The organism is Bartonella sp. CM31XJBT (genome assembly GCF_028618555.1).
In the GTDB taxonomy this organism is placed as follows: domain Bacteria; phylum Pseudomonadota; class Alphaproteobacteria; order Rhizobiales; family Rhizobiaceae; genus Bartonella.
In genome coordinates this window covers 1-3,785 of record NZ_JAQITD010000056.1, presented here as the reverse complement: position 1 = coordinate 3,785, position 3,785 = coordinate 1, and the positions used below count along the sequence as shown (strand labels likewise).

The following is a 3,785-nucleotide window of genomic DNA, read 5'->3' as shown; positions in this document are numbered from 1 at the left end:
TTGATCATGTCACTTTCTTCTAAGAAAGGACCAGATTTAGCGAGATTTTGCTCTTCATTTTCGCACATCACTAAGAGAATTTCATCAGAATTTATAAACACTGGTTTATTCACAAATGCCTCCATACAGCCTATTGGCAAAAGTTATTTTCTAAGATATGGGATATCTTGATACCAAAATGGTAATTTAAAGTCAATACCAAAATGGTTATTTTTTATTTTTTATTTTTTATGAGTAGAACAAATGGATGAAAAATGGTCAATTAATACGCAAATATTGGAACTATGGAATAAATTGACAGAAGATGAAAAAAGAGAGTTTATTCTTTTTTATCTTGATAAAATGAAGAAAGGAGATCCAGAAGTTTAACCTTATTATCGTAGCTTAGATGCTCTAACATATCTTCAATTTGTTCATCTAAGCTATTAGGCTTATTTCCTGAAAACAACAATTGTTTGGGAGTAATTTTTAAGTGTGGTGCCAAACGTATAGCCCACTCTTTTGTTAATTTTCGTTGCCCATTTTCTAAACGAAAAATTTGTGGCTGACTAGTTCCCACCAATTCGGCTAATTCTTTTGGAGTTAAACCGACTTTTTGTCTGAAAAATTTCAAATTATTCATGATTCTTATCCTAATTAAAAAAAAAATCCTTTCAAATGCCAATATGGTAAAATTTCCTTGTTTTAATAATACCGATATGGTATAAAAAGGAATGTCTAAACTAAAACTGTATTTATCAAAGAATAATATTACTTATGCCGAGTTTGCGATTTTGGTAGGTGTTACGCAAGCATCTGTAGCACGCTATGTAAATAAGAAGCGATTTCCGCATCCTAAGATAATAAAAAAGATAGCAGAAGTTACCGATAATTACATAAGCCCTAGCGATTGGTATCAAGAGAATTTTCCTTCAATTGCAAAAAGTTCCGGCGTTGATAGCGCGCGTGAGACTTTGCAGCCTTAAGGAGGTGATGATGGCTGTAGAAAAGAAATACGAACTTACTGATGAAACAATTGAGTTTGATGGCAGAACACTTCACCGCATTCGTGCACTGAGAGACTTTGGTGATGTTAAAGCAGGTGATTTAGGAGGCTATATAGAGAAAGAAGACAACCTAAGTCATGAAGGTGATTGTTGGGTTGGGAATAGGGCATGGGTTTATGGTGATGCACGTGTTTTTGGCAATGCCAAGGTTCTTGGTTTTTCTCATGTTTATGACAATGCCCGTGTTTATGAGAATGCCAATGTTCTTTTAGCAGCTGCGATTTATGGCAACGCCAAGGTTTGTGGTAATGCGCATGTATTTGGCAATGCCAAGGTTTGTGATGAAGCTGCGGTTTTTGGTAATGCTTACGTTTACGATAATATCCATGTTTATGGCAACGCCAAGGTTTATGGCAACGCCAAGGTTTGTGGTTATGCCAAGGTTTGTGATGCTGCTAAGGTGTTCGGTCATGCCGTGGTTTATGGTAAGTCCAAGATTTATGGAAATGCATATGTTTGCGGCACTGAAGAATATGGTGGCGACAGAGTTTATATGTGTTCACATAATGCAAATGAAGCGCATAAGAATGATGATGGTAAGCCTCGTGTAGAGCTTATACCGCCGTTGGCACTGCGTGAAATTGGTAAAGTTTTAGAGTTTGGGGCAAAGAAGTACGGAGCAAACAATTGGCGTAATGGCATGCACTGGAGCAGGTTTCACGGTGCTGCTTTACGTCATTTATTAGCATGGTTTGGTGGAGAGCATAAGGATGCTGAGAGTGATTTATCACACTTGGCACATGCGGCTTGTTGCATTCTTTTTTTAATGGAATGCGAAGCACAACAGATTGGTCATGATGACCGCCCTCATAAAAATTAAAGGAGATAAAGATGAGTTCGAATGAAATTTTATGGATAGCAGTGGTTTCAGTTTTGCTCTTAAGCGGAGTGATGTTTCGTATTGCATTGCATTATCGCAACCAAGTTAAAGCACTTAAAGAGCAGGTTCAAGATATTAAGAAAAAAATGAAAGAGAATGAGTTTAGGTATTTAATGGAAAGCAAGCAAACAATTGATGAATGTGATGCAGATCTTGAAGAACGTGACAAGGAAATTAAACAACTGAAGCAAGAGATTGAAGAACGTGACGAGGAAATTGAAGAACTTAAGCAAAAGATAGATGCGTACCGAGAAGAGTTTAAACGGAAAAGTGAAAAGATACAGGCACTAAAAGCAGATGTTCAATCACGTGATACGGAAATTAAAGAATTGAAGCAAGAGATTAAAGAACGCGACGAGAAAATTGAAGAATTGAAACAAAAGATAGAAGAATGTGACGACGAGGAAATGGAAGAACTGAAGCAAGAGATTAAAGAACGTGAGGAGGAAATTAAAGAACTCGAAGCAGATGTTCAATTACGCGACGAGGAAATTAAAGAATTGAAGCAAGAGATTGAAGAACGCGACGAGGAAATTGATGAATTGAAACAAAAGATGGAAGAATGTGACGACGAGGAAATTGATGAACTGAAGCAAGAGATTGAAGAACGTGACGAGGAAATTGATGAACTAAAACAAAAGATAGATGCGTACCGAGAAGACTTTAAACGGAAAAGTGAAACGATAGAGGCACTAAAAGCAGATGTGCAATCACGTGATGCGGAAATTCAAAGACTAACACAAAAGCTTAAGCCGCGTGATGAAGCAGTAAAAGCGCCGGCTCATAAGAATAAGAAGAGTAAGAAGAAGGGTAAGTGAGGAGAGAAAGATGAGTCCAGAAGAAATTAAGTATTTATCTAAATATATCACATTAATAATTTGTAACGTAGTGGCACTTTATCACGTTTATTACTTCTATAAAAAGACACAAAATTTAAGAGATGAGATAATGGAAAAAGATAAAATAATACACGAGCAAGAAAAGATAATTCAAAAATTATCTCCTTCTAACATTTTCTATTCTTCAAAAGATAGAAAAAAGCTAGGCCAAAACTTAGTTTGAACCACTCTTTCTGGGTGATTTGATGAAGTGTGTTCAATGATAAAGATTGGTACAGTTTCGATATTTGGTTTGAGGTGGCGAACTGTGAGAGTAAATAGTGCTTTTTCATGTCTTTTTAGACTAAAATAGCCGCATATGTCCTGAGAGTTTAAGTCTGCTCTAAAAGGGCTTTCAAACCCCATGTATTTTTCATTCTCAGGGGTAAAAGCTATTACATGATCTATAGAACCACCCTCAACAAATGCAAACGGACTTTTTTTATCTATCTGAAAATTATTCATTTTTATTGAATATTTTGTAGGATTTTTTATGATTACATTTATGTCAATAAGGAAATCTTTACCGCTCCTATATGCGTATGGTTTCCCATCTATAACAACCTTTAGATTTGGACCTAAGTCTCGTATTCTTTTTTCTTCCCATAAAATGGAAACATGTTCTTTTGCTGTTTCAGCTTGGCTTTCAAGATGTTTGATTTGTTCATCTATTTTTTTCATGTCTTGTTTTCTAAACCAAAAAAGGAAAACTCCATTAAGAATAGCAATGACAGTAGTGTCCAATGCACTTATCCATTTAAGTATTGTTTCCATATTCTATACATCTTTCTCCCCTCGCTTATGGGAAAACAGCAATTTTATAAAACACATTATGTATTGAGTGGCGTGGTGAATAACACGATTCTTTGTTTTGATCTAGGTACCAAAACGGGGTGGGCGATACGTGGTGCAAGTGGTGACATGTTCAGTGGTACCGTGAATTTTCAATCGCGCCGTTTTGAAGGCGGTGGAATGCGTTAC

The 3,785-nt window shown here is 36.2% G+C and carries 5 protein-coding genes; 3 read left to right on the top strand and 2 right to left on the bottom strand.

Annotated features, from left to right (window positions below; translation table 11 throughout):
* Positions 1-319 precede the first annotated feature (319 nt).
* Positions 320-622, bottom strand: coding sequence for a helix-turn-helix domain-containing protein (locus PVV63_RS09995; RefSeq protein ID WP_183229374.1), 303 nt, complete (start codon positions 620-622; stop codon positions 320-322).
* A gap of 91 nt (positions 623-713) precedes the next feature.
* On the opposite strand from PVV63_RS09995, the gene PVV63_RS09990 reads away from it, so the two are divergent.
* The 3 genes from PVV63_RS09990 (at position 714) to PVV63_RS09980 (ending at position 2,744) form a co-directional block, all read left to right on the top strand.
* Entirely contained in the window at positions 714-965 is a 252-nt protein-coding gene (locus PVV63_RS09990; protein WP_273791720.1) for a helix-turn-helix transcriptional regulator, read from the top strand.
* Positions 966-1,539: 574 nt separating this feature from the next.
* Positions 1,540-1,866 (top strand): dATP/dGTP diphosphohydrolase domain-containing protein, encoded by a 327-nt coding sequence (locus PVV63_RS09985; protein WP_273791721.1) that lies wholly within the window; start codon positions 1,540-1,542, stop codon positions 1,864-1,866.
* An 11-nt stretch (positions 1,867-1,877) separates the two neighbouring features.
* The gene (locus PVV63_RS09980; protein ID WP_273791719.1) at positions 1,878-2,744 is read left to right on the top strand and encodes a hypothetical protein; all 867 of its coding nucleotides are present in this window, start codon (positions 1,878-1,880) and stop codon (positions 2,742-2,744) included.
* Positions 2,745-2,942: 198 nt separating this feature from the next.
* Here the strand turns inward: PVV63_RS09980 and PVV63_RS09975 are convergent, their stop codons facing one another.
* A complete protein-coding gene (locus PVV63_RS09975; protein WP_273791718.1) occupies positions 2,943-3,578 on the bottom strand; it encodes a hypothetical protein in 636 nt (211 codons plus the stop codon).
* Positions 3,579-3,785: the final 207 nt, after the last annotated feature.